This is a genomic window from Exiguobacterium indicum HHS 31 (assembly GCF_001939065.1).
GTDB lineage: Bacteria > Bacillota > Bacilli > Exiguobacteriales > Exiguobacteriaceae > Exiguobacterium_A > Exiguobacterium_A indicum.
Genome location: NZ_MPSZ01000007.1, coordinates 18,964 through 41,703, shown reverse-complemented (window position 1 = coordinate 41,703; position 22,740 = coordinate 18,964). Strand labels below are relative to the sequence as shown.

Sequence of the window (22,740 nt, the reverse complement as noted above, 5' to 3'; positions counted from 1 at the left end):
CGAAGGCTTTTTCTTATAAGAGACGATCGTTTCGTTCATTTAATGTGTTCGGTCCGCTGAAGACGTTCGTATTGTCTGACTCGTCATGGGCACGACGCTCCGAATGCTGATCCGCTTCATCACCGACGAGTAATACGAATTGACCGCTTTCGACCGCATGATTCGCACGATCGACGTCTTCCTTCGTCAAGCCACTTCCACGAATAGCATCTCCGTGGGAAGCCGTGTCATCTTTTTTGAAGATGCTCTTGATTTCCTGCCAGAGATTACGATGATCTTCCTGTGACAGACGCGTAGATGTCTGTTGGTTGTTCAAATCCGCTAGTTCCTCGATTTGTTCGAGATCGTATTTGTCGTGTGCTAAGACTTTTAAATCAGTCGAGACGACACCGGCAACACGGAGATCGTGCACGGCACTAACAACTTCTGGTACGGATGAGTAAATTCCAACGATTCGCATGGATGGTTCCCCCTATAGGTACATGATACTTATAGTAATAGCCGAATTCCGTCCACTAGAAACGTTTTTCTGTATGACAGTTTGATTACTCGCTTTCCGTCTTCTCTGGTGCAGGTGCGAACTTCCGTTTCAACTTCAACGTATTGGATGAAGAACCGTCGAAGCGAGGTGGTGCTTCTTCTCCTTCTACCAATCCGATCTTCTTGACGATGAAGTAGGCACATCCGAAGTTACAGTATTCGTAGAGATAATCCGCCACATGCGAAATTTTCGTATCGAATGTCGCTTTCTCGTGTTGATCCTCATAGAAGCCACGTAGCCGTAATTGACCGTGCCCCCAGTCCCCCACGATATAATCATATTTCTCTAGGACATCGCTAAAACGACCGATGAAGGCTTCCTCATTAAAACCTTCCCGCTTCTCTTCGACGACCTCATAACGTTCCCGATTGACTTGTATCATTATTCCCACCTCCTGCTGTTCTTATCATAGCATATTCCATTTCGCCTGGCAGACGAAAAACCGTCCGAGCAACTGCTCGAACGGTTTTTGATCGTTAGTCGATCGGAAGTGCTGTTTTATTCTTTTTCGCTGCGTTGACTTGCTCATCCGCGTGATACGACGAACGAACGAGTGGACCTGCCTCACAGTGCGAGAATCCTTTGCTGAGCGCGATCTGCTTCAGTTCAGCGAACTCTTGTGGTGTATAGTATTTGATGACGTCGAGGTGTTTTTTCGTCGGTTGGAGATACTGACCGATTGTCATGATGTCGACGTTATTTGCGCGAAGATCATCCATCGTTTCAAGAATCTCTTCCCATGTCTCACCAAGACCAAGCATCAAGCTCGACTTCGTTGGAATTTCAGGTGCGAGTTCCTTCGAACGGCGAAGGAATTCAAGCGTCCGGTCGTATGTCGCTTTCGCACGAACGGTCGGTGTCAGACGGCGGACCGTCTCGATGTTGTGGTTCATGATGTCTGGTTGTGCATCAATCAGCGTTTTCAATGCCTCAAAGTTCCCACCCATATCTGAAGGCAAGACTTCGATTGATGTCTCTGGATTCATCCGACGAACTTCACGGACGGTTTCAGCGTAAACGCCTGCTCCGAAATCATTCAGATCGTCACGGGCAACCGCTGTGATGACCGCGTGCTTCAGGTTCATCAAACGAACGGATTCCGCGACACGTTTTGGTTCTTCAAGATCGAGTTCGTTTGGGCGTCCTGTCGTCACGGCGCAAAAACGGCACGCACGTGTGCAGATACTTCCGAGAATCATGAACGTCGCCGTCCGGCGTACCGCCCAACACTCGTGGATATTCGGACACTTTGCTTCCTCACAGACAGTATGTAGCTTTTTCTCGCGCATCATACTTTTTAATTCTGTGTAGGTTTCATTCGTATTCAGCTTGATTTTCAACCATTCCGGTTTACGTTGGATTTCTCCGCGTCCCATGGTTTCGCTTCCCCCTTCATCCCCAAAAAGTCAATTCATGTCTGCTTTAGTATAACAAACAATCAGGGTTTGCGAACATGTAATTCATTATATTCCGACTTCTCCGATAAGCGTTCGAACAACAAATCCCGTAACAATTCCGGCATGAAATATTCTTTTGGCATTTCTTTGATTGCTGGAAAGAGTGGACCGAACGTGAACATATCCGGCAAGACGACCGTATAGTTTCGCGTTGGCTCAAGCGGTTGATGTGCCGCCAAACCAGCATAATGCATCCGCCCCATCAACTTACCACGGAAACCGAGACCTCGAACCTTTAGTTGTTCGAACTGATCTGTTTTGACTTCGTCGAGGAAAGTTTGTAATTCCACTCCGGTCATCGTCACTTTACAAGGATTGATCGGGTGCGGACAGAGTCGATGTAAATCAAAGGCAGAGACAGGACCTGGTGGAAGTGACCCAAGCAGAATACCTGCCGGGACACAAGCGATATCCGCATCACACCAATCACGCATCGTCTCGACAAGCAATTGTGAGAACGGCGACTCGCTGAACCAATCATTGGCTAGACCCGATGTCTCGCCAATCGGCTCCTTCATCTGTTGTTCCGCCAGATACTGTTCGCGGTCGAGTAATTTCGCCGTCGCTTCGTCCTCGACGTAATCGTGTAAGGAATGAAGGACCGCTTCCTTCTCTCCGGTATCCGTATTCATATAAATTTCACCCGCATACTGCCCATGTTTACCGGCTTGGGTGATTAAGACACCGTTCTTAACGACACCGTCATCAAGGACATGGTGCGTATGCGCACCGATGATCAAATCCAGTTCTGGAAAACGCATCGCCAGTTCTTCGTCTTGATAGAAACCGAGGTGACTCAAACAAATCAAGACGTCGACTTCTTGACGCAAATGTTCGATTTCACGCGCCGCGACGTCAAACGGTTCTTCGATCGTCCAACCAAGTAAACCGTACAGTTCGATATACGGTGCCGTCAGACCAAAGACGCCGACTTTTCCGGTCGGTAATTCGTGAATGACTCCTTGCTTGGCAAACGGTGCTTCTAAATTCGAGACGAGGACCGGAAAGTCCGCTTCCGTGTAGAGGTTCGCTAACCAGTCGTGCGGAAACGTGATGCCTTCATTATTCCCGATCGTCACGGCAGTCGGCATCAACGCATTCAGTAGATGCGTATTGATTTTTCCTTTTGTTGCTTCCGTCGCTGGATCAACACGGTCAGCATGATCGCCGAGATCAAAAACGAGCGAATCATACGTCCGGTGTTCCTTGACGAAGGACATGTAGCGAGGCCACATGTCGAAGTGTGAATGCAGATCATTATAGTGAATGATGTGTAACTTCATGCAGAAGCCCCCCTTGATGATTTAAAACAATGAGATTTGTCGCGGCGCGAGTTCATAGTCGAGATCGAGAATCTCGATTAATCGTTTCGCATTCGGGGCAGCATCTCCTGCTGAGTTGTTATTGAAGAAGACATATACATCCTTTGCTTCCGCTGCTACATTTCGGACGTGGTTTGCGAGTTCCTGTAACTCGTCTTCTGAGTAGCGGTAGAGACAGCGGACTTTTCGCCAATCGTCGCTGCTTTGACCCGGTTTCTTTAACCAACCCGCTTTATTTCGTCCATGGAGGCGGATGAATGCCGTCTCCTGCGTCACGACCGGTACGAATGGTACGGAACCATCTTCGGTCTGGGGTTCGTCACAAATCGTATGAATAAACTGATGTTCCTTCAAAAATCGGAGCGTCCGCTCACGATAAGCTTCCGAATACCACGATGGATTTCGGAACTCAATCGCGACCGGCAGTCCAGCAAGTGATTTTCGGATCGTTTGCAAATACTCCAAGTGCATTTTGCTGACATCGAACCAGGGCGGTAACTGCACGAGGATCGCTGCAATCTTTCCACTCTTTCGCATCGGTTCGATCGACGCGATATATTGTTCAAAAATCGGACCGAGCGGATCTTTATTCTCCCGGTCATGTCCACTCATCGCCCGGTGGACCTTGACGATGAAGCGGAACCCGTCCGGTGTCTCGGATGTCCATTTTTCGTAGTTTCGTTCCGGTTGAATCGCATAGAACGTCGAGTCGACCTCGACTGCTGGAAAATGTCCCGCATAAGCGGCGAGCTTCTCCTTACGATCTTGCGGGGTCAAGTAGAGACTATCATGATCTCCCCAGCCCGTAACACCGATATATATCATGCGCTCCTCCCCCTTACGTGTTCTATTCTACCTATTCATCATAGCATAGCAGAATCCGGGATTTCTTCTTCAATGCTTCAATTTAAACGTTCATATTCAAGTATGATACATCCCGATTCGAAGTATTGTGTTTTGATCATCTTTAAGTGTTGCGGTTGATCGAACACCGGAAACATCCGTTTTCCACCGCCGAGCAGAACAGGATAAATCACGATATGATAACGGTCGACGAGTCCAAGTCGTATCGCTTCAGCAGCAAGCGTCGCCCCACCGATCGCAATCTGTTTTCCAGGCAAGGCTTTTAGTGCTTGAAGTTCCTCGGTAAGTGACTTGGTCGCTAGACGTGTCTTTCCTTCGACAGCGTCGAGCGTCCGCGAGAAGACGACCTTCTCAAGCGATTGCCAGGTTTTCGCATACTCAACGACAATCGGCTCGTCTTCCTGATCCGCTGTCTCCCAGTATTGCATCATCTCGTACAAACGACGTCCATAGACATGGGTATCGAACGCTTTTTCGTAGTCATTGAAATACTGATGTAATTCTGCGTCCGGTGAAGCGAAATCGATCCTACCTGACGCATCTTCGATATAACCGTCAAGCGAGACTTGAAAGGAATAGACGATGTCACGCATAGTAATCCCTCCTTTTTCACTCTTTACCCGAATAACCATTTCATGAAAAAACTCCCCCATCCGTAGATGAGAGAGTAAGACGAATTATCCGATTGAACCTTCCATCTCGAACTTGATGAGACGGTTCATTTCGACCGCATATTCCATTGGAAGTTCTTTCGTGAACGGCTCGATGAAGCCCATGACGATCATTTCCGTTGCTTCCTCTTGTGAAATCCCGCGGCTCATGAGGTAGAACAATTGCTCTTCCGAGACCTTCGAGACTTTCGCTTCGTGCTCGAGCGAAATGTTATCGTTGAGGATTTCGTTGTACGGAATCGTATCCGACGTCGATTGGTTATCCATGATGAGCGTATCACATTCGATGTTCGAACGTGCGCCTGTCGCTTTCCGTCCGAAGTGGACGATACCGCGGTACGTGACTTTACCACCGTGTTTTGAGATCGACTTCGAGACGATCGTCGACGATGTGTTCGGTGCTAAGTGAATCATTTTCGCACCCGCATCTTGGTGTTGACCTTTACCAGCGATTGCGATTGACAATGTCATACCACGTGAACCTTCACCTTTGAGGATGACGGCTGGGTATTTCATCGTCAGTTTCGAACCGATGTTACCATCGACCCATTCCATCGTTGCGCCAGCTTCACAGATCGCGCGCTTCGTAACGAGGTTGTAGACGTTGTTCGCCCAGTTTTGGATCGTCGTGTAACGGCAGTAAGCGTTTTTGTTGATGAAGATCTCAACGACCGCTGAGTGAAGCGAGTTCGTTGTGTAGACCGGTGCTGTACATCCTTCGACGTAGTGAACCGATGCTTCGTCATCAACGATGATCAACGTCCGCTCGAATTGACCCATGTTTTCCGAGTTGATGCGGAAGTAGGCTTGAAGCGGCGTGTCGACTTTAACACCTTTTGGTACGTAGATGAACGATCCACCTGACCAGACCGCTGTGTTCAAAGCTGCGAACTTGTTGTCTGTTGGCGGGATTAATTTTCCGAAGTACTCACGGAAGATATCTTCGTTCTCTTTTAACGCTGTATCTGTATCTTTGAAGACGACACCGATTTCTTCGAGGTCTTCCTTCATGTTGTGGTAGACGACCTCTGACTCGTACTGAGCCGAGACACCTGCCAAGTATTTTTGCTCTGCTTCAGGGATACCGAGCTTGTCAAACGTACGTTTGATCTCTTCTGGTACTTCATCCCACGATTTCTCTGCCCGTTCAGACGGCTTGACGTAGTACGTGATGTCGTCGAAGTTCAATTCTGAGAGATCGCCACCCCATGCTGGCATTGCTTGTTCGTTGAAGATCTTGAGTGATTTCAAACGGAAATCAAGCATCCATTGTGGTTCTTCCTTCATTTTCGAGATCGTTTCGACGACTTCAGTCGTCAAGCCGCGTCCAGAACGGAAGATCGAGATATCGCGATCGTGGAAACCATATTTATAATCGCCAATTTCCGGCATGTTCTTTGCCATGTTCATTTCCTCCTCTTACTTGCTTGTGACCGAAGTTTACTTCCCTTCTTCTACGCCGCGTTCGAGCGCCTTCCAGGCAAGTGTCGCACATTTGATCCGTGCCGGGAATTTCGTGACACCCGAGAGTGCCTCGACGTCCCCGAGGTCGAACGATTCGTCGTCATAGTCTTTTCCTTGGACCATGTCCGAAAAGATATCCGCGAGTCGTAAGGCTTCTTCGATAGTCTTACCTTTGACGAGTTGCGTCATCATTGAAGCAGACGCCATGCTGATCGAACAGCCCTCCCCGTCAAATTTCGCATCACGGACGACATCGTCTTCAATCGCGAGCTGGAGACGAATCGTATCGCCGCACGTCGGATTGTTCATGTCGATCGTGACGCCCCCCTCGATCGCACCGCGATTTCGGGGAGTTTTATAGTGATCCATGATCACTTGACGATACAAGTGATCGAGATTGTTAAAATCCATGACTGAAATACTCCTTCGTTTGGCGAAGTCCTGTCACGAGTGCGTCAACCTCTTCTTTCGTGTTGTAGAGATAGAAGCTAGCGCGAGCCGTCGAGCTCGCTCCGAGCCAACGCATCAAGGGCTGTGCACAGTGATGACCGGCGCGAACCGCGATTCCCTGCATATCAAGGACGGTTGCGACGTCATGTGCATGGACATCACCGAGATTGAACGTGACGAGTCCAACGCGTTCTTCCGGACCGTAGATCGTTAGTCCGTCGATGTCACGCATTTGTGCCATCGCGTACTGCGCGAGTTCACGTTCGTGTGCTTCGACGTTCTCTAAACCAATCTCTTCTAAGAAATTAATCGCTGCCGATAAACCAACGGCACCTGCGATAATCGGTGTACCCGCTTCGAAACGATATGGAGACGGTTTGAACGTCGACTCTTCAAGACCAACGTAATCAATCATCTCACCACCGAATTCGACTGGTTCCATCGCATTGAGTAATGCCTTTTTCCCGTAAAGAACACCAACGCCTGTCGGACCACACATCTTGTGTGCGGAGAAAGCGAGGAAGTCACAGTCGAGATCCGTGACATTAATCCGTTGATGCGGTGCACTTTGCGCGGCATCAACGACCATGACGGCACCTCGAGCGTGAGCAAGACGCGCGACTTCTTTGATCGGATTGATCGTACCGAGAACGTTCGAGACATGTGCCATCGCGACGATCTTCGTCCGGTCGGACAGTTGTGCTTCGACCGCTTCGACCGTCACGCGACCATCCGCTGTCAAATCGACGTATTTCAACTTCGCTTTTTTGCGTTTAGCGACTTGTTGCCACGGAATGAGATTCGCATGGTGTTCGAGGTATGTGACGACGATCTCGTCGCCTTCTTCGACATGCTCCATACCGTAGCTTGACGCGACGATGTTGATCGCCGTCGTCGTGCCGCGGGTAAAGATAATTTCTTCATGGTGTTGCGCCTGGATGAAACGACGAACGTTCTCACGCGCACCTTCGTACGCATCCGTCGCTCGTGTTCCGAGCGTATGGACGCCACGGTGCACATTCGAATGAATCGTCTTATAGTAGTCGTCAATCGCGTTGATGACGACGAGCGGCTTCTGCGAAGAGGCCGCACTATCGAGATAGACGAGTTTCCGGTCGTTGACCTGTTGGTCGAGGATCGGAAACTGATTGCGGATGGATGCATCGATTCCCATATTAGTTTACTTTCCCTTCGATGACTTGAACGAGACGTTCTTTCACCGAGTCAATCGCAAGTTCCGAGACGACTGGCTGGAGGAATCCGTGAACGACGAGGCGTTCTGCTTCCTTCCGTGAAAGGCCACGGCTCATCAAGTAGTAGAGTTGTAGTTCATCGACACGACCGACAGATGCCGCGTGTCCTGCCATGACGTCATCCTCATCGATCAAGAGGATTGGGTTCGCATCACCACGTGCCTTTTCAGACAACATGAGGACACGTTCCGTTTGAACGCCGTTTGATTTCGAAGCGCCGTGATGGATCATCGACGTTCCGTTGAAGATTGATGTTGCTGCGTCTTTTTGGACACCGTGGATCAAGATGAAACCTTCTGATCCTTTACCGAAGTGGTCCGTCCGGACGTTGAAGTTTTGTTTTTGCTCTCCACGACCGACCGTAACGGCTTTCGTATCTGAGAACGAATCGTTTCCGACGAGGTGTGTTTTTGTTTCTGTAACCGTGTGACCGTCATTCATGTGACCGAGTGCCCATTCGAGCTTCGCGCCTTGTTTGACGACACCACGACGGTTCATATACGTGATGGCACCTTTCGATAACGTGTCGACACCACCGAAGAGGACTTTTGCGTTGTCTTCAACGAAGACTTCTGTGACGACGTTGACGTTATGCGCTTCGTCACCGTAAGAGACGAAGTTCTCGATATACGTCAATTCGCTGTCAGCGTCTGCGACGATGATCGCGTGATGGTAAAGTGCTGCGCCTGATTGCTCAAGCGTGTAAATCGCTTGCATCGGTACAGAAAGCTTAACGCCTTTTGGTACATAAAGGAACGTACCGCCGTTACGAAGTGCTGCGTTTAATGCCGCAAGACGATCTTCGTTGACTTGAACGCCTTCCGTCATGAAGTACTTCTCGACGAGTTCCGGGTGTTGTTTTAAAGCGTCTTCGAGCGTCGTGAAGATGACGCCGTTCGCCGCTTCACTGTTTTGCGCGTGAACGAGTTGTCCGTTACGCGTGACGAGCATGTGATCACGGTTTTCGCCGATCAATGCTTCGATATCTGAAGAAAGACCAGTGACGGTTTCGAGTTCCGTCGTACCTTCTGTGAAGTTCCAGCCTTCAATCTTGATTTTTTCTACTTTTGGCAATGCGAGCGTTGGGGCAAGATCAAGCGCGTCTTGACGCTTTGCGACCATCCAAGATGGTTCCCCTAAGCGAGTCGCACGTTCTGCCACTGCCTCGCGATTTACTGCAAGATTCAGTTCTACAGTCATCATGCTTCCTCCCTCGTCTTACGCTTTTGTTTCGATTTCGACGTCTTCGATGCCGAGTTCTTTTTTAACCCAGTCATAACCTTCTGCTTCGAGACGGTGTGCGAGTTCTTTACCACCAGACATGACGATTTTTCCGCCCATCATGATGTGGATGAAGTCTGGCTCGATATAGTTCAAGAGACGTTGGTAGTGCGTGATGATCAAGCAGCCGAATTCAGGTGAACGCATTTCGTTGACACCTTTTGCGACGACTTTCAATGCATCGATATCAAGACCTGAATCGATTTCATCAAGAATCGCGATCGCTGGTTTAAGCATCATCATCTGAAGAATTTCGTTACGTTTCTTTTCTCCACCAGAGAAACCTTCGTTGAGGTAACGGTGTGCCATTTCTGAAGGCATCTCGAGAAGACCCATTTGTGAATCAAGCTCACGGATGAACTTCATGAGTGAGATTTCATCGCCTTCTTCACGACGCGAGTTGATCGCTGAACGAAGGAAGTCGGAGTTCGTGACACCACTGATTTCGCTTGGGTACTGCATTGCGAGGAACATACCCGCTTGTGCGCGCTCATCGACTTCCATGTCGAGGACGTCTTCGCCGTCGAGTGTGACTGAACCAGATGTCACTTCGTACGATGGGTGACCCATCAATGCTGATGCGAGTGTTGATTTACCTGTCCCGTTTGGTCCCATGACCGCGTGGATTTCCCCGCCTTTGATTTCCAAGTTGACGCCTTTCAAGATTTCCTTGCCGTCGATCGCGACGTGTAGATCTTCAATCTTCAAGTGTGAAGCCTTCATGTTAGAATCCCTCCATCTATTCATTTCGTGACTGACGATTCAGAACACGAGCGTTACTAATTTAGTATCATTCTAATCTTAAAGAAACATCGCGTATTATTCAAGCGTCATCGCTCGTTGATTTTTCTCAAAATCATGCGTTTTGTTGAGAATCATTCGAAAGTTTCACCGGTTCCTCCAGTTCCTCGATCGTCGAAGCCCGATGAATCCGTTGTGACAGTAAGAGCAGTGGTATTCCGAACAATGTCAAGCCCGCTAATATCCCGAAAATCGGTAATGGGCGGTCCGCTCCATATAAACTTAACAAATGTCCTCCGGCGATCGGACCGATTGATTGTCCGATCGACGTCAAGCCCATCGCCCCGAAATAACTGCCCCGTAATTCTGGCTTCGCGAACCGATCGGTCAAGATATCAGTCATCGTGAACATCATGACTTCGCCGCACGTGAAGATGACCATCGCAACAACCATCAGCCAAATTGAACTCACATTACCGATGATGAACAATCCGACAGCAACTGTCGCAATCCCGGTCGTGATCGAGACGAGCGGTGACGTCTTCATACCAAACTTCATGATCGGATACTGCACGATCAAGACGGTGATCGCATTGATCGTGATCAAAATCGCATAGAGTGTCTTCCCGCCTTCAAGGAGTGACGTCTCCGTCAAGAACTGTGGCAAAGTCGAGTTGAACTGACTGTAGCCGAAGACCCCGAAGATGATGCCGGCGAGTGCCAGCGTAAAGGCGATATCCGTCCGCAACAGACGAACCGTTGCTCCGAATGACACCTTTTTCCCACCATGCGTCTCGGTGATCGGATGACGTTTGAATAAGATACCAATCATCACCCCGTACACGATATAGACGAACGCCGTGATGTAAAACGTCGCGGACGTGTTCCCCGCACTCAGCAGTAAAGCGATTCCCGGTCCGATCGCTGCTGCGATGTTGATCATCGCGTAACGGATATTGAAGACGAACAATCGGTTCGCTTCGTCCGTCGTATCACTGATCAAGGCACGGGCGGATGGTTCAAAAATCGAACGACAGACCCCGTTCAAGGCACTGAGCGTAAAGAATGCCCAGAATGTCTCGACTTGTGCCAGCGCAATGAAGACGATCGCGAATCCGATCGTTCCGGCAAGCATCATCGCCCGGCGACCATACCGGTCCGACAAGGTGCCGCCGATGAAACTCATGACGAGACTGGCGATCGCCGAGATACTGAGTACCCAGCCAACATCGACAGGATCAAACTTCAGGACGGTCGTCATGTAGATGGCGAAGAACGGCATCGTGATGAACGTTCCGAGACGCGAGAAAAACGTCCCGAACAAGACCCCGAGTGTCAACGGATGCAGTTGACGTATGCGTTGCATATGATTCCCCCTAACCCCTGTTTCAGACAAATGAAAAGCATCCTTCCATTATATAGGAAGGATGCCGGCTTCGGTGAACTTATTTGCTGACTGGAACGACCGCACCTTTGTACTTGTCGAGGATCCAATCTTGGTTTTTCTTTTCGTGCAGAACGTCAAGAAGTGCTGTGACACGCTTGTCTTTTTCATCGCCATCACGTGTAACGATGATGTTGACGTATGGTGAAGACTCATCTTCTGAAGCGATCGCGTCTTTCAATGGGTTCAGACCGTTATCGATCGCATAGTTCGTGTTGATGAGGACGGCGTCGCCTTCATTGTTTTTGTAAGCTTGCGGAAGAAGTGATGCTTCGATGTTCGTCTTGAACTTGAGTTTCTTCGGGTTCTCCGCGATATCACCGAGTTGTGCATCTGTCGTTTTACCGTCTTTAAGCTTGATCAATCCTTCATTTTGAAGGAACGTCAAGACACGACCGCGTTCCGCGACGTTTGAGCTCGTTAAGATCGTTGCACCGTTTGGTAACTTATCGAGTGACTTGTATTTCTTCGAGTAAATACCGAGTGGTTCAACGTGGACGCCACCTGCGTTCGCGAACTTATATGATTTGTTTTCTTTCTCTTGTTGCTCGAGATACGGCACGTGCTGGAAGTAGTTCGCATCGATTTCTTTTGAAGCGAGCGCTTTGTTCGGAAGTACGTAATCTTGGAACTTCTTGATTTCAAGCTTGTACCCTTTTGCTTCGTATTCTTTTTTAACGTGCTCAAGAATCTCAGCATGCGGTACGTTCGAAGCACCAACGACGAGTGTCTTATCGTCGCTACCTGATCCTGATGATTTTTCGCCACATGCAGCAAGGCTGATTGCTAAGACGGATACAGCAGCAGTACCTACGAATTTTTTCCAAGTTTTCATGAATGATTCCTCCAATATGATTAAGTTTCGAATTAACGTTTATCGATCGCGCGGATCAGCAAGTCACCAATGATTTGGATGACGAAGACAATCGCTAAGATTAAGAGTGTCGCAATGACGATGACATCGTTTTGAGAACGCTGGAATCCTTCGATGAAGGCCATGTCCCCAAGTCCACCTCCGCCGACTACTCCGGCCATTGCCGTATAACCGACAAGTGAGACGAGTGTGACCGTGATACCAGAAACGATGGCAGGCAACGCTTCCGGGATTAAGACTTTATAGATGATCTGGAACTTCGTCGCGCCCATCGATTCGGCTGCCTCGATGACACCTTTATCGACTTCGCGTAACGCGAGTTCAACCATCCGACCGTAAAATGGTGCAGCACCGAAGATCAGTGCCGGTAATGCTGCCGTTGGTCCGAGGAACGAACCGACGATTGCTGTCGTAAATGGAATCAATAAGATCAGTAAGATGATGAACGGAATCGAACGGAAGACGTTGACGACCAAGCTCAACACTGAATAGAACGCCCGATTCTTGAACAATAACTCTTCGTTTGTCGCATACAATAGTAAACCAATGATCAAACCGAGGACGAATGTCGAAACACCAGCGATTGCCGTCATATAGACGGTACTGCCTGTAGCTTCCCACACCATGTCCCAATCTAGATTGTCAAAGAATGAAATCATCGGTGATCCACCTCCACTTCAACATCACTGGCTTGAAGCTTCGTGATGACCGCTTGTGTTGCTTCTGTTTCCCCGATCAACTGAATGAACAGTGTACCGAGTGCCCCTTCCTGTGATTGACCGACGTTTCCGCCGATGATATTGAACAGGACCGGCGAATCCTTCATGACTTCCGCGAGGATCGGGCTTTCTGCTGTCGATCCGACGAACGTCAACTGAACGATTTTTCCGGTTGGGTACCGTTCGCGTAGTTTCGCGAACGTTAACTCGTTCTCCGACGGCGACGTCAATTGTTTGACGAATTCCTTCGTCATCGCTTGCTTCGGATGACGGAAGACTTCTGCGACCGGTCCTTGCTCGACGATTTTACCGGCTTCCATGACGGCGACCCGGTGACAGATTTTTTGAATGACGTGCATCTCGTGTGTGATCAAGACGATCGTCAGTTTCAGTTTTTCATTGATGTCGACGAGTAACTCAAGGATTGAGTCCGTCGTCTTCGGATCGAGTGCACTTGTTGCCTCGTCACATAAGAGAACGTCCGGGTTCGATGCCAGTGCCCGAGCGATACCGACACGTTGTTTTTGACCACCGGATAATTGTGACGGATAGGCTTTTTCGCGTCCGTCCAAACCAACGAGTTGGATCAGTTCCGCTACCCGTTCCTTGCGGTGTGCTTTCGGGAAGCCACCGAGCTCGAGTGGGAACATGATGTTCTCTTCAACCGTCCGTGACCATAGTAAGTTGAAGTGTTGGAAGACCATCGAGACATTCTTGCGGACGCCTCGTAATTCCTTAGGTTTTAGTGATGTCATTTCAACACCATCGATTTGGATCGAACCACTCGTTGGTGCTTCGAGCATATTCAGTAATCGGATCAGGGTGGATTTCCCTGCTCCGGAATAACCGATTATTCCAAAAATTTCACCGCGCTCGATTGTCAGATCGACATTCGCGACGGCTTCGACCGCTCCGCGCTTTGAGCGATAAATCTTTCCTACGTCTTGTAAACGAATCACAACTGTCCCTCCTAAAATAAAAAAAGTGCGCGCGTTTTAGAGCAAACGCGCGCACTTTTCAGTACACAAAACCATTTGCTCTCATCTCCCAGACTTTTGTCTGCTGGAATTAGCACCACTTCGGATTAGATCCGCGGTTGCCGGGTTTCATCGGGCCAGTCCCTCCACCACTCTCGATAAGAGTTTCGGTATTAAGTTTGTAGAATATATTCTGAATATTAGCAGGGGTTATTTTTGTTGTCAAACAGTTTTTTCAGAAACTTTTTCGAGGAACGTGAAAGCACGTGTTAAGTCTTCTTTCAAATCTTCCGCATCCTCAAGTCCAACTGAAATCCGAACGAGACCGTCCGTGATGCCGAGTTCTGCCCGACGTTCTGCTGGGATTGACGCGTGTGTCATCCGTGCCGGCACCGAAATCAGACTCTCGACGGCACCAAGACTCTCAGCGAGTGTGAAGAAGTGTGTCGCCTCGACGAGTTTTTCTGCGTTCGCTGCTGAACCGACATCAAAGCTGATCATCCCACCAAATCCAGTCGCTTGTTTCGCTTGGATGTCGTGACCAGGATGCGATGCAAGTCCTGGGTAGAAAATGTTCGAGACGATGTCTTGCGCTTGTAGGAACGCAACGAGATCATGTGCTGTCTCTTCGATCGCATCCATCCGGATACCGAGTGTACGAAGACCACGGACGAGCAAGAAGCTGTCTTGCGGTCCAAGCACGCCGCCTGTCGAGTTTTGGATGAAGTGCAGCTCTTCGCCGAGCGCATCATCTTTGACGACGACAAGTCCAGCGACGACGTCCGAATGTCCGCCGATGTATTTCGTCGCACTGTGCAAGACGATGTCTGCACCAAGTGCGAGTGGTTGTTGATGGTATGGTGTCGCGAACGTGTTGTCGACGACGAGTTTAAGATCGTGACGTTTTGCGATTGTTGCGATTGCTTCAATGTCCGTAACTTTCAATAACGGGTTCGTCGGTGTTTCGACGTAGACGATCTTCGTGTTGTCTTGAATCGCTGCTTCCGTTGCCGCAAGATCCGTCGTATCGACGAATGTCACTTGGATGTTGAACTTCGGTAAAACGCGTTGCATCAAGCGGAACGTACCACCGTAGACGTCATCCGTCATGACGATGTGGTCGCCAGACTCAAGCAAGTGGAAGACGGCATGGATCGCTGCCATCCCAGAACCGAAGGCAAAACCACGTGCGCCACCCTCGAGATCCGCAATCAATCGTTCGATGCTCGTCCGTGTAGGGTTCGCTGTCCGTGAATATTCATATCCGTCCTTGAGTTGACCGATTTTATCCTGCTTGTATGTGCTTGTTTGATAGATCGGAGGTGTGACGGCTCCTGTTGCCCGATCGACACCTGTTCCTCCATGAATCAATGCTGTCTTCTTACGCATGAGTTTCGTCCACCTTTTCAAAGATTTGTTGGCTCAAGTAGCGTTCGGCACTGTCTGCGAAGACGGTGACGATCGTACTGCCGGGGTGACGCTTTGCGATATCAAGCGCAGCAACAAGCGCTGCACCTGCTGAACTACCAACGAGTAATCCTTCGCGAGCAGCGAGTGTATGAACTGCGTCAAATGCATCACGGTCAGAAATCGTATGAATCTCGTCGACGAGTTCGCGCGGCACGAGACTTGGCCATTTTGCTGTACCGATACCTTCTGTCTTATGCGGACCGGCTGGACCACCATTTAAGACGGAGCCTTCCGGTTCGACGATTGCTGCTTTTGTACCGAGACGTTGTTTTAAGAAGTCCGCTGTTCCGGCGAACGTACCACCTGAACCACAACCGGCAACGAACCAGTCGATATGCGGTAAGTCCGCAATCAGCTCAGGACCGAGTGTCCGCTGATACGTGACTGGGTTCTCTTCGTTTTCGAATTGTAACGGAACGTAACTATTCGGAATTTCCTGACCGAGTTCTTTTGCCCGGTCGATGGCCCCTTGCATATCGAGTTCAGTCGGCGTGTTGACGACGGTTGCGCCGAGTGCCCGCATCAACGTCTGCTTTTCCTGACTGAATTTTTCCGGAACGACACAGATGACTTGGAGATCGTATTTTTTAGCGGCGAGCGCCAAGCCGATGCCGGTATTCCCGGCTGTCGGCTCGATGATCGTACCGCCTGGTGTCACATGTCCGTTTTCGATTGCTGCATCAACGAGTTGAATGCCAAGGCGGTCTTTGACGCTGCCCCCAGGGTTCATCCATTCGAGCTTCGCCAAAATGCGCGTACCAGCAGGCAAATCGAATGAAGTGATCTCGTAGAGTGGTGTGTTTCCGACGAGGTCGCGGACGTTGTTCGCGATCATCCGAAGACGATGTCCCATTCATCACGACCGGCAAGCATTTTCTCGGCATAGTGCTTCGCTCCTTTGAGGTCATGTGCGCTCGCAAATCCACATTGGACTTCGTTTTGCGCTGGAATCTCTTCTGCTGCGAGGACGTCTTTCAACGTCTTCTCAACGAGTTCGCTCATTTTTTCGACCGAGTCGAAGTTCATCATCGCCATGTAGAAACCTGTTTGGCATCCCATCGGCGAGACATCGATGACATCATCCGAGTAGTTACGGATGTTTTCAGCAAGTAAGTGCTCGAGTGTGTGCATCGCACGCATCGGCATTTGCTCAACGTTTGGTTGCGTGAAACGGATATCGTATTTGACGACTTGGTCGACTTTACCTTCTTTATAACCCGCGACGCGGATATAAGGTGCTTTGACTTTCGTATGATCCAGGTTAAAGCTTTCGACGTTCATTTTTTGAAGTGCCATGATTTATTCCCCCATTTTCTCGGCTTCTACGAGCCAGACGAAGTGATTGTATTGTATAAATTTAACAGTGAATCCTCGTGCTGTAAACAATTCTTCCATAACTGGAATCAACGGGTAGAACTCGCGTTCGAGATCTTCCGCTAACGCGTCGAACCCTTGAGCACGTGCTTCACGAATCGTTTGCAGGCGTGCCTCTTCTGAGACGAACATCGTATCCGCGTAGACGATTTTTCCGTCTGCCGGTAAATGTGATGCCATCAGTTCGATCGCTTCTCCCTTTTCCTCATCTGTTAGATGATGAAACGCATACGTCGAAACAAAACTGCGTGCTTCCTGCGCTTCGAACGAGAGGAAGTGACCGTCTTGTACCTCAAGTGACGGAATCTTTTCCGTCAGGATTGCCCGCATCTCCGGACTTGGTTCGACGGCGAGTAGGGCGTCGTGACGTGCCAGAAGACGTTGTGTCAGGTTCCCTGTGCCTGCTCCGAATTCAATGACCGGCGACTGCGCTTTATCCGCTACTGTATCCAAAATCTCATCGTATCGACGAAAAACCTCTTTATACTCCGGATCGTGTCCGGTTACTGTCTCGTCATACGTCGATGCCCATTCTGTGAAAACATCCATAAAACGTACTGTCATGCCTTGTCGTCCTCCATCTCACCAGTTAATTCCGAGTAATCGGATATGAATTAAAGTAATTTTCCTTATTCGCATTGTAGCAAGGAGATTCTATCCTGGCAAGCGACCGGCTCAAAAAACTTCCAGAAAACAAAAAAAGGCGTTGCCGGCGAACCGACAACACGAATAATGTGGTTAGAAATGCTACGAAGGAAAACCCAGCTCCATTCGGAATTGTTCGCTCTTCCGCGTGGAGGACGGCGCCTGTTCGACATGATTGCCAGCTTACGTTCACTTCCTGATCGGTCCTTTCGATCCACCACCCGTTCATTGCACCGCTTCGTCTTTGGGGGACGACTTAAGGGGAAACAATACACCGGCTTAGGATGGGAGAAAGGGTTCAGGACTTGAATCGTATTGAACAATCATCTCTGCTAGACTTCCTATAATGCATTTCTAGAAGTTGTTATGAATATACCATTCATATTTCTGCGTTGTCAACGGATTATTGTAAATATTCCGACAATTTAACAAAAAGAAAAATCCAATCGGACTTTTCTTACCGTTCTTGACAGAAAGCAAAGACGTTTTGAACGGACTGGAAAGCATAAAGTCGCTCTACGACTTGATTTTCTTCAATTCGCAACAACGCAGGAACACTCATGACACGGGCTTCTTCTAAGAAATCCGGAATGAAATTCCCGTTCGCCTTCTGAATCGATTGACCTGATTCCGTCGCTTCGACGATATCGAGCATACGTTCCGCGATGGCGCATGTCCCGCACATCGGTGCATAGACATACAATAGCCCGTTTTCCGGGACGGTCGTGACCTCTTGCATGACGGTCGCTCCTTTCTTCGTGGTATCTGTCGTCAGTATACAAAAAAAAGAGAGCGGACGAAACGCAAGCGCCTCGTTCACTCTCTTTTCGTTAAGTATTACTCGTTGATCATCGATTTGTATGCTGCAGCATCCATCAATGCTTCGACTTGTGAAGCATCTTCGATTTCGATGTCGACCATCCAAGCGCCTTCGAATGGTGACTCGTTGACGAGTTCTGGGGAATCTGAAAGATTTTCGTTGATGGCAACGACTTTACCAGTGATCGGTGCATATAGTTCCGAGACTGTCTTGACCGACTCGACTGAACCGAATGGCTCGTTTGCTGTGATCGTATCACCGACTTCAGGCAATTCGACGAAGACGATATCCCCGAGTTCGTGTTGCGCGAAATCCGTGATTCCGATGCGCGCCTTGTTTCCTGATACTTCGACCCATTCATGTTCTTCCGAATAGCGTAAGTTGTCTTTTACTTGACTCATTTCCGATTCCCCCTGTGGACTAATTTGGACTAACGTGTTCAGTATACCAAAATCGACTCTGAACTTAATACCATTTTCCTTGATACATTTCTTCCTTGAAGCCGATCGTGACGTCTTTCCCGTCTGTAACGATCGGACGCTTCAACAACATACCATCACTTGCGAGCAACTTGTATTGCTCGTCTTCCGATAACTCTGGAAGTTTGTCCTTGATCCCTTGCGAACGATACGATTGACCGCTCGTGTTGAAGAATTTCTTCAACGGCTCTCCACTCTTTTGATGAAGTTCCTGGATCGTCGTTGCAGATGGTGTTTCCTCGACGATATGTTTGTAATCCACTTCGACACCGTGCTGTTCGAGTGCTTTTTTCGCTTTGACGCACGTACTACATTTCGGATAGCCGTACATCGTGACTGTTTTTGTCATATTCCTCACCTCACCTTCAAGAGTAGCAGATGGATCACTTCTGCTTCAAGCGTGCGAGCGCCCCGTCAATCTGATCTTGATGATGGGCGTCATGGGCAACGAACGACTCGACGAAGGCTTGCGGTCGAAAATCCTCATAGGTCGCTTCAAATTGCTCGTCAGACAAACGATCGAGGTGATTGACGATGTCACGCCGGACGCTGATTGCTTTCTTCAATAAGGCGAGCGGATCAATATGATGCGCATATTCGACCGCTAGTCGATTGAACTGATCAAAATCCGTCTCGACGAGCGTCAACGGTTCATCCGGTAATTTCGAGATGGCATGATCGTAATAAAACCGGTCCCATAAATACAGATGACTGACGCACTCAAGGACGGTCCACTTGTTAAGCGCAAGCGGCAGATCCCATTCTTCCGGCGACAAACGTTCAAGGGATTGATAGTAGGCAATCGCAAATTGCAGTTCAACCAATTCTTGGCGCATCTCGTTTTCCTCCTCCAACCAAAAACTTCGCCTTTACAGAGATTTTCCCTGCAAAGGCGAAGCGGTAAACCTGACTTAGACCGTATATTTGTTTGACTCGATGAGGCGTTTTGCGATGTCGCGTTTCGTACCGATGACGTTGATCGGCTGGTAACGGCTGAATTTTTTCAGCGCTGAGAGCAACATCCGGAGCTCGTCGCCGCTTGCTGCCGCGTAGAGCGTCTCTTTCGCGTCACGCTCGACAGCTTCGAACGCTTGTTGTGCGAAGACTTCCGTGTAACGGACTTTCAGTTCGCTCTTCTCGATCCCTTTGTCGGCAATCGCTTTGTCCGTCCGAACGATCGCTGACTCAAGCGCATAGATCGCACTCATGATGTCAGCTGTGTTCGCTAAGATCTCTTGTTCGCCTTGGAGTTTGTCCTGGTATTTCTGGACCGCTGTTCCGGCAGTCAACAAGAAGATTTTCTTCATCATCGCGAGTAAATGACGTTCGCGATCAAGTGGTGCTGTTCCGATTTCGGTCGGCATGAAGCTCATCACTTCTTGTTGCAGACGCTGTGCTTCCGCAAGCAACGGCAACTCGCCTTTCATCGCTTTCTTCAGCAATGTTCCTGGGACGAGGAGACGGTTGATCTCGTTCGTTCCTTCGAAGATCCGGTTGATCCGCGAATCTCGGTACATGTTCTCGACTTCATATTCTGCCATGAAGCCGTAACCACCGTGAATCTGGACCGCTTCATCGATGACGTAATCAAATGTTTCCGAAGCAAAGACTTTGTTCATCGAGCATTCAATCGCGTACTCCGCGATTGCATCGGCGATTTTCTTACCGTCCTTGCTCTCTTCTTCTGACAACTGATCGAGACTGTCTTGGAACAGACCACCCGTCCGGTAGACTGAACTTTCCATCGCATACGTCTGTGCTGCCATCGTCGCGAGTTTTTCTTGAATCAATGGGAACGAGCTGATCGGTGTCTTGAACTGTTTCCGTTCATTCGAGTACTGGACTGCAAGATCAATCGCTCGTTTTGACGAACCGACAGCACCAACAGCTAATTTATAACGACCGACGTTCAAGATGTTGAAGGCGATGACGTGACCGCGTCCGATCTCACCGAGGACGTTATCGACTGGTACTTCTGCATCTTGTAAGATCAACGTCCGTGTCGATGATCCTTTGATTCCCATCTTTTGTTCCTCGACGCCTGTCGAGACGCCTGGATACGATCCTTCGACGAGGAAGGCGGTGAACTTGTCACCGTCAATTTTTGCGTAGACAACGAACAAGCTTGCAAAACCAGCGTTCGTGATCCATTGTTTTTCACCGTTCAAGATGTAGTGCGTACCAGCTTCGTTCAAGACAGCCGTCGTTTTAGCACCAAGAGCATCCGAACCAGAGCCTGGTTCCGTCAACGCGTACGAAGCGATCCACTCCCCTGAAGCGAGTTTCGGCAAGTATTTATGCTTTTGCTCTTCGTTACCGAAGAAGACGATCGGCAACGAACCGATTCCGACGTGTGCGCCGTAGCTGAGGGCAAATGAACGACCCCGTGCGAACTTTTCCGTAATGATCGAAGACGAAATCTTATCCATCTGATAGCCGCCGTATGCTTCCGGAACGTCTGCACCGAGTAGACCAAGCTCGCCTGCTTCACGGAGGAGACCGACTGATAATTCGAACTCGTGTTTTTCGATTCGGTCAAGGACAGGAACGACACGATCTTCGACGAACTTCGCTGTCATGTCACCGACCATTTTGTGTTCTTCCGAGAAATCCTCTGGTGTGAAGAGACGTTCTGGTGCTAACTCATCTAATACGAAACTGCCACCTTTGATTAATTCGTTTGTCGTTTGGCTCATTGTCCTGTTCCTCCTTCAACTAATTCGAATACACCTGCTGCGCCCATTCCGCCACCGATACACATCGAGACGACACCATACTGGACATTCCGACGTTTCATTTCATGCAAGAGCGTCAATGTGAGTTTTGTTCCTGTACAACCGAGTGGGTGACCGAGGGCGATCGCTCCACCGTTGACGTTGACGATGTCTTCGTTTAATCCAAGCTCGCGGATGACACCGAGCGACTGCGATGCGAACGCTTCGTTCAACTCGATCAATCCGACGTCTTCAAGCGTGATGCCTGCGAGTTCAAGTGCTTTCGGAATCGCGACGACCGGTCCGATTCCCATCACTTCCGGACGGACACCACCGACCGCGAACGATTTGAACTTTCCGAGAATCGGTAACCCTTGGCGTTCTGCTTCTTCCCGTTCCATGACGAGGACAGCTGCCGCACCGTCTGACGTCTGCGAAGAGTTCCCTGCTGTGACGCTACCGCCAAGGCGGAACGCTGGGCGAAGTTTCGCAAGACCTTCCGGTGACGAATCCGGACGAACGCCTTCATCGTGTTCGACGATGAATGTCTTCTCTTCGATTTTCAGTTCATCATTGACGAATTGTTCCGTCACCGTTACCGGGATGATCTCTTCTGCGAACTTACCAGCCGCGATTGCGGCCGCTGCTTTTTGATGGCTCTTCAAGGCAAACGCATCTTGATCTTCCCGTGAGACATTGTAGGTCGCAGCGACTTGCTCCGCTGTGTGCCCCATGCTCATGTAGTATTCCGGTGCCGTGTCGACGATCGACGGATTAGGTCGGACGACGTGACCTGGCATCGGGACTTGGCTCATCGATTCAAGTCCACCAGCGACGACAGCGGTTGCTTGCCCCGTCATGATCTTCATCGCTGCGTCAGCGATCGATTGTAGTCCACTTGAGCAATACCGGTTGATCGTGATCGCCGGTACCTCGTGTGATAATCCACCGAGGACCGAAGCGTAACGGGCGATGTTCATGCCTTGTTCCGCTTCCGGCAAGGCACATCCGAGAATGACGTCATCGACCGCTCCCGTGTAACCGGACCGTTTCAACGTTTCCTGGATGGCGATGCCTGCTAATTCATCCGAGCGCATCGATTTGAATGCGCCCTTTTTTGCTTTTCCGACCGGTGTTCGTGCACCGGCGACGATTACTGCTTCCTTCATCCGAATCCCCC

At 49.5% G+C, this 22,740-nt stretch carries 25 protein-coding genes and 1 riboswitch; all 25 genes read right to left on the bottom strand.

Going from position 1 to position 22,740, the window contains the following annotated elements:
- Positions 1 to 13: 13 nt before the first annotated feature.
- The 25 genes from N179_RS14065 to N179_RS13945 all read right to left on the bottom strand — a co-directional run bounded on the left by N179_RS14065 (position 14) and on the right by N179_RS13945 (position 22,729).
- Positions 14 to 460, bottom strand: a complete 447-nt coding sequence (locus tag N179_RS14065) for a general stress protein (RefSeq protein ID WP_023469148.1) — start codon at positions 458 to 460, stop codon at positions 14 to 16.
- An 85-nt stretch (positions 461 to 545) separates the two neighbouring features.
- Positions 546 to 923 (bottom strand): YutD family protein, encoded by a 378-nt coding sequence (locus N179_RS14060; RefSeq protein WP_023469149.1) that lies wholly within the window; start codon positions 921 to 923, stop codon positions 546 to 548.
- 94 nt (positions 924 to 1,017) lie between these two features.
- Complete coding sequence (gene lipA / locus N179_RS14055) at positions 1,018 to 1,917, bottom strand: lipoyl synthase (RefSeq protein ID WP_023469150.1); 900 nt, start codon at positions 1,915 to 1,917, stop codon at positions 1,018 to 1,020.
- A 62-nt stretch (positions 1,918 to 1,979) separates the two neighbouring features.
- Positions 1,980 to 3,281, bottom strand: coding sequence for a bifunctional metallophosphatase/5'-nucleotidase (locus N179_RS14050; protein ID WP_035396386.1), 1,302 nt, complete (start codon positions 3,279 to 3,281; stop codon positions 1,980 to 1,982).
- A 21-nt stretch (positions 3,282 to 3,302) separates the two neighbouring features.
- A complete protein-coding gene (locus tag N179_RS14045; protein ID WP_023469152.1) occupies positions 3,303 to 4,145 on the bottom strand; it encodes a DUF72 domain-containing protein in 843 nt (280 codons plus the stop codon).
- Positions 4,146 to 4,222: 77 nt separating this feature from the next.
- Positions 4,223 to 4,777 (bottom strand): dihydrofolate reductase family protein, encoded by a 555-nt coding sequence (locus N179_RS14040; protein ID WP_023469153.1) that lies wholly within the window; start codon positions 4,775 to 4,777, stop codon positions 4,223 to 4,225.
- Between the two features lie 84 nt (positions 4,778 to 4,861).
- Entirely contained in the window at positions 4,862 to 6,259 is a 1,398-nt protein-coding gene (gene sufB, locus N179_RS14035; protein WP_023469154.1) for a Fe-S cluster assembly protein SufB, read from the bottom strand.
- Positions 6,260 to 6,295: 36 nt separating this feature from the next.
- Positions 6,296 to 6,730, bottom strand: a complete 435-nt coding sequence (gene sufU / locus N179_RS14030; RefSeq protein ID WP_023469155.1) for a Fe-S cluster assembly sulfur transfer protein SufU — start codon at positions 6,728 to 6,730, stop codon at positions 6,296 to 6,298.
- Positions 6,720 to 7,943 (bottom strand): cysteine desulfurase, encoded by a 1,224-nt coding sequence (locus N179_RS14025; RefSeq protein WP_055968849.1) that lies wholly within the window; start codon positions 7,941 to 7,943, stop codon positions 6,720 to 6,722. The genes sufU and N179_RS14025 overlap by 11 nt, the downstream gene beginning before the upstream one ends.
- Position 7,944: 1 nt before the next feature.
- Positions 7,945 to 9,222: a Fe-S cluster assembly protein SufD gene (gene sufD, locus N179_RS14020; protein ID WP_023469157.1), complete on the bottom strand. Its 1,278-nt coding sequence runs from the start codon at positions 9,220 to 9,222 to the stop codon at positions 7,945 to 7,947.
- 18 nt (positions 9,223 to 9,240) lie between these two features.
- A complete protein-coding gene (gene sufC, locus N179_RS14015) occupies positions 9,241 to 10,026 on the bottom strand; it encodes a Fe-S cluster assembly ATPase SufC (protein WP_023469158.1) in 786 nt (261 codons plus the stop codon).
- Positions 10,027 to 10,159: 133 nt separating this feature from the next.
- Positions 10,160 to 11,410, bottom strand: a complete 1,251-nt coding sequence (locus N179_RS14010) for an MDR family MFS transporter (protein WP_075643066.1) — start codon at positions 11,408 to 11,410, stop codon at positions 10,160 to 10,162.
- 79 nt (positions 11,411 to 11,489) lie between these two features.
- The gene (locus N179_RS14005; RefSeq protein ID WP_023469160.1) at positions 11,490 to 12,323 is read right to left on the bottom strand and encodes a MetQ/NlpA family ABC transporter substrate-binding protein; all 834 of its coding nucleotides are present in this window, start codon (positions 12,321 to 12,323) and stop codon (positions 11,490 to 11,492) included.
- Positions 12,324 to 12,355: 32 nt separating this feature from the next.
- Positions 12,356 to 13,021 carry a methionine ABC transporter permease gene (locus N179_RS14000; RefSeq protein WP_023469161.1) on the bottom strand — a complete coding sequence of 222 codons (666 nt, stop codon included), beginning with the start codon at positions 13,019 to 13,021 and terminating at the stop codon, positions 12,356 to 12,358.
- Positions 13,018 to 14,040, bottom strand: coding sequence for a methionine ABC transporter ATP-binding protein (locus tag N179_RS13995; protein WP_023469162.1), 1,023 nt, complete (start codon positions 14,038 to 14,040; stop codon positions 13,018 to 13,020). Before N179_RS13995 ends, N179_RS14000 begins: the two co-directional genes overlap by 4 nt.
- 78 nt (positions 14,041 to 14,118) lie before the next feature.
- A riboswitch (SAM riboswitch) is annotated at positions 14,119 to 14,223 on the bottom strand.
- A 57-nt stretch (positions 14,224 to 14,280) separates the two neighbouring features.
- Positions 14,281 to 15,447: a bifunctional cystathionine gamma-lyase/homocysteine desulfhydrase gene (locus N179_RS13990; RefSeq protein ID WP_023469163.1), complete on the bottom strand. Its 1,167-nt coding sequence runs from the start codon at positions 15,445 to 15,447 to the stop codon at positions 14,281 to 14,283.
- Positions 15,440 to 16,363 (bottom strand): PLP-dependent cysteine synthase family protein, encoded by a 924-nt coding sequence (locus N179_RS13985; RefSeq protein WP_023469164.1) that lies wholly within the window; start codon positions 16,361 to 16,363, stop codon positions 15,440 to 15,442. Before N179_RS13985 ends, N179_RS13990 begins: the two co-directional genes overlap by 8 nt.
- Positions 16,360 to 16,824, bottom strand: coding sequence for an S-ribosylhomocysteine lyase (locus N179_RS13980; protein ID WP_023469165.1), 465 nt, complete (start codon positions 16,822 to 16,824; stop codon positions 16,360 to 16,362). The genes N179_RS13985 and N179_RS13980 overlap by 4 nt, the downstream gene beginning before the upstream one ends.
- A gap of 3 nt (positions 16,825 to 16,827) precedes the next feature.
- Positions 16,828 to 17,466 carry a class I SAM-dependent methyltransferase gene (locus N179_RS13975; protein WP_075643065.1) on the bottom strand — a complete coding sequence of 213 codons (639 nt, stop codon included), beginning with the start codon at positions 17,464 to 17,466 and terminating at the stop codon, positions 16,828 to 16,830.
- 538 nt (positions 17,467 to 18,004) lie between these two features.
- Positions 18,005 to 18,286 carry a thioredoxin family protein gene (locus N179_RS13970; RefSeq protein ID WP_023469167.1) on the bottom strand — a complete coding sequence of 94 codons (282 nt, stop codon included), beginning with the start codon at positions 18,284 to 18,286 and terminating at the stop codon, positions 18,005 to 18,007.
- Positions 18,287 to 18,384: 98 nt separating this feature from the next.
- A complete protein-coding gene (gene gcvH, locus N179_RS13965) occupies positions 18,385 to 18,768 on the bottom strand; it encodes a glycine cleavage system protein GcvH (RefSeq protein WP_050678664.1) in 384 nt (127 codons plus the stop codon).
- A gap of 64 nt (positions 18,769 to 18,832) precedes the next feature.
- On the bottom strand, positions 18,833 to 19,195 hold the full coding sequence (locus N179_RS13960; RefSeq protein WP_023469169.1) for an arsenate reductase family protein: 363 nt from the start codon (positions 19,193 to 19,195) through the stop codon (positions 18,833 to 18,835).
- A gap of 34 nt (positions 19,196 to 19,229) precedes the next feature.
- On the bottom strand, positions 19,230 to 19,682 hold the full coding sequence (locus tag N179_RS13955; RefSeq protein WP_023469170.1) for a DinB family protein: 453 nt from the start codon (positions 19,680 to 19,682) through the stop codon (positions 19,230 to 19,232).
- Between the two features lie 75 nt (positions 19,683 to 19,757).
- Positions 19,758 to 21,542 (bottom strand): acyl-CoA dehydrogenase family protein, encoded by a 1,785-nt coding sequence (locus N179_RS13950; RefSeq protein WP_023469171.1) that lies wholly within the window; start codon positions 21,540 to 21,542, stop codon positions 19,758 to 19,760.
- Positions 21,539 to 22,729: an acetyl-CoA C-acetyltransferase gene (locus N179_RS13945; protein ID WP_075643064.1), complete on the bottom strand. Its 1,191-nt coding sequence runs from the start codon at positions 22,727 to 22,729 to the stop codon at positions 21,539 to 21,541. Before N179_RS13945 ends, N179_RS13950 begins: the two co-directional genes overlap by 4 nt.
- Positions 22,730 to 22,740: the final 11 nt, after the last annotated feature.